This window comes from Pseudonocardia sp. EV170527-09 (genome assembly GCF_008369905.1).
GTDB lineage: Bacteria > Actinomycetota > Actinomycetes > Mycobacteriales > Pseudonocardiaceae > Pseudonocardia.
On record NZ_VRMC01000689.1, the window covers coordinates 1 to 231 of the forward strand.

Genomic DNA, 231 nt, shown 5'->3' on the forward strand with positions numbered 1-231 from the left:
GCTCTGCCTGCGGACGGCCTACCGCATCCTGCCTCGCTGAGGTGTGGTCGTGCCCACGCTGCGAATACCAGTCCAGAATGAGCAAAGCCACGCGGGCATTGGCAGATCCTCGCCACTGCGCGTATTGCAATCCCTGACTTGCAATCACAGCGGTCCCGCGTTCAGCACAGTGGTTTGAACACTGACCGGCGAGGCGTCACAAAGCAAACAACAACTGGCCAATCGATCAGT

General features: G+C 59.3%; 1 protein-coding gene. It reads left to right on the plus strand.

Annotated elements, in window-relative coordinates; genetic code table 11:
- Positions 1 to 137, plus strand: a 137-nt coding sequence (locus tag FVA95_RS34280; protein WP_368667400.1) for a DUF6671 family protein, incomplete at its 5' end; no start/stop codon positions are given.
- Positions 138 to 231 lie beyond the last annotated feature (94 nt).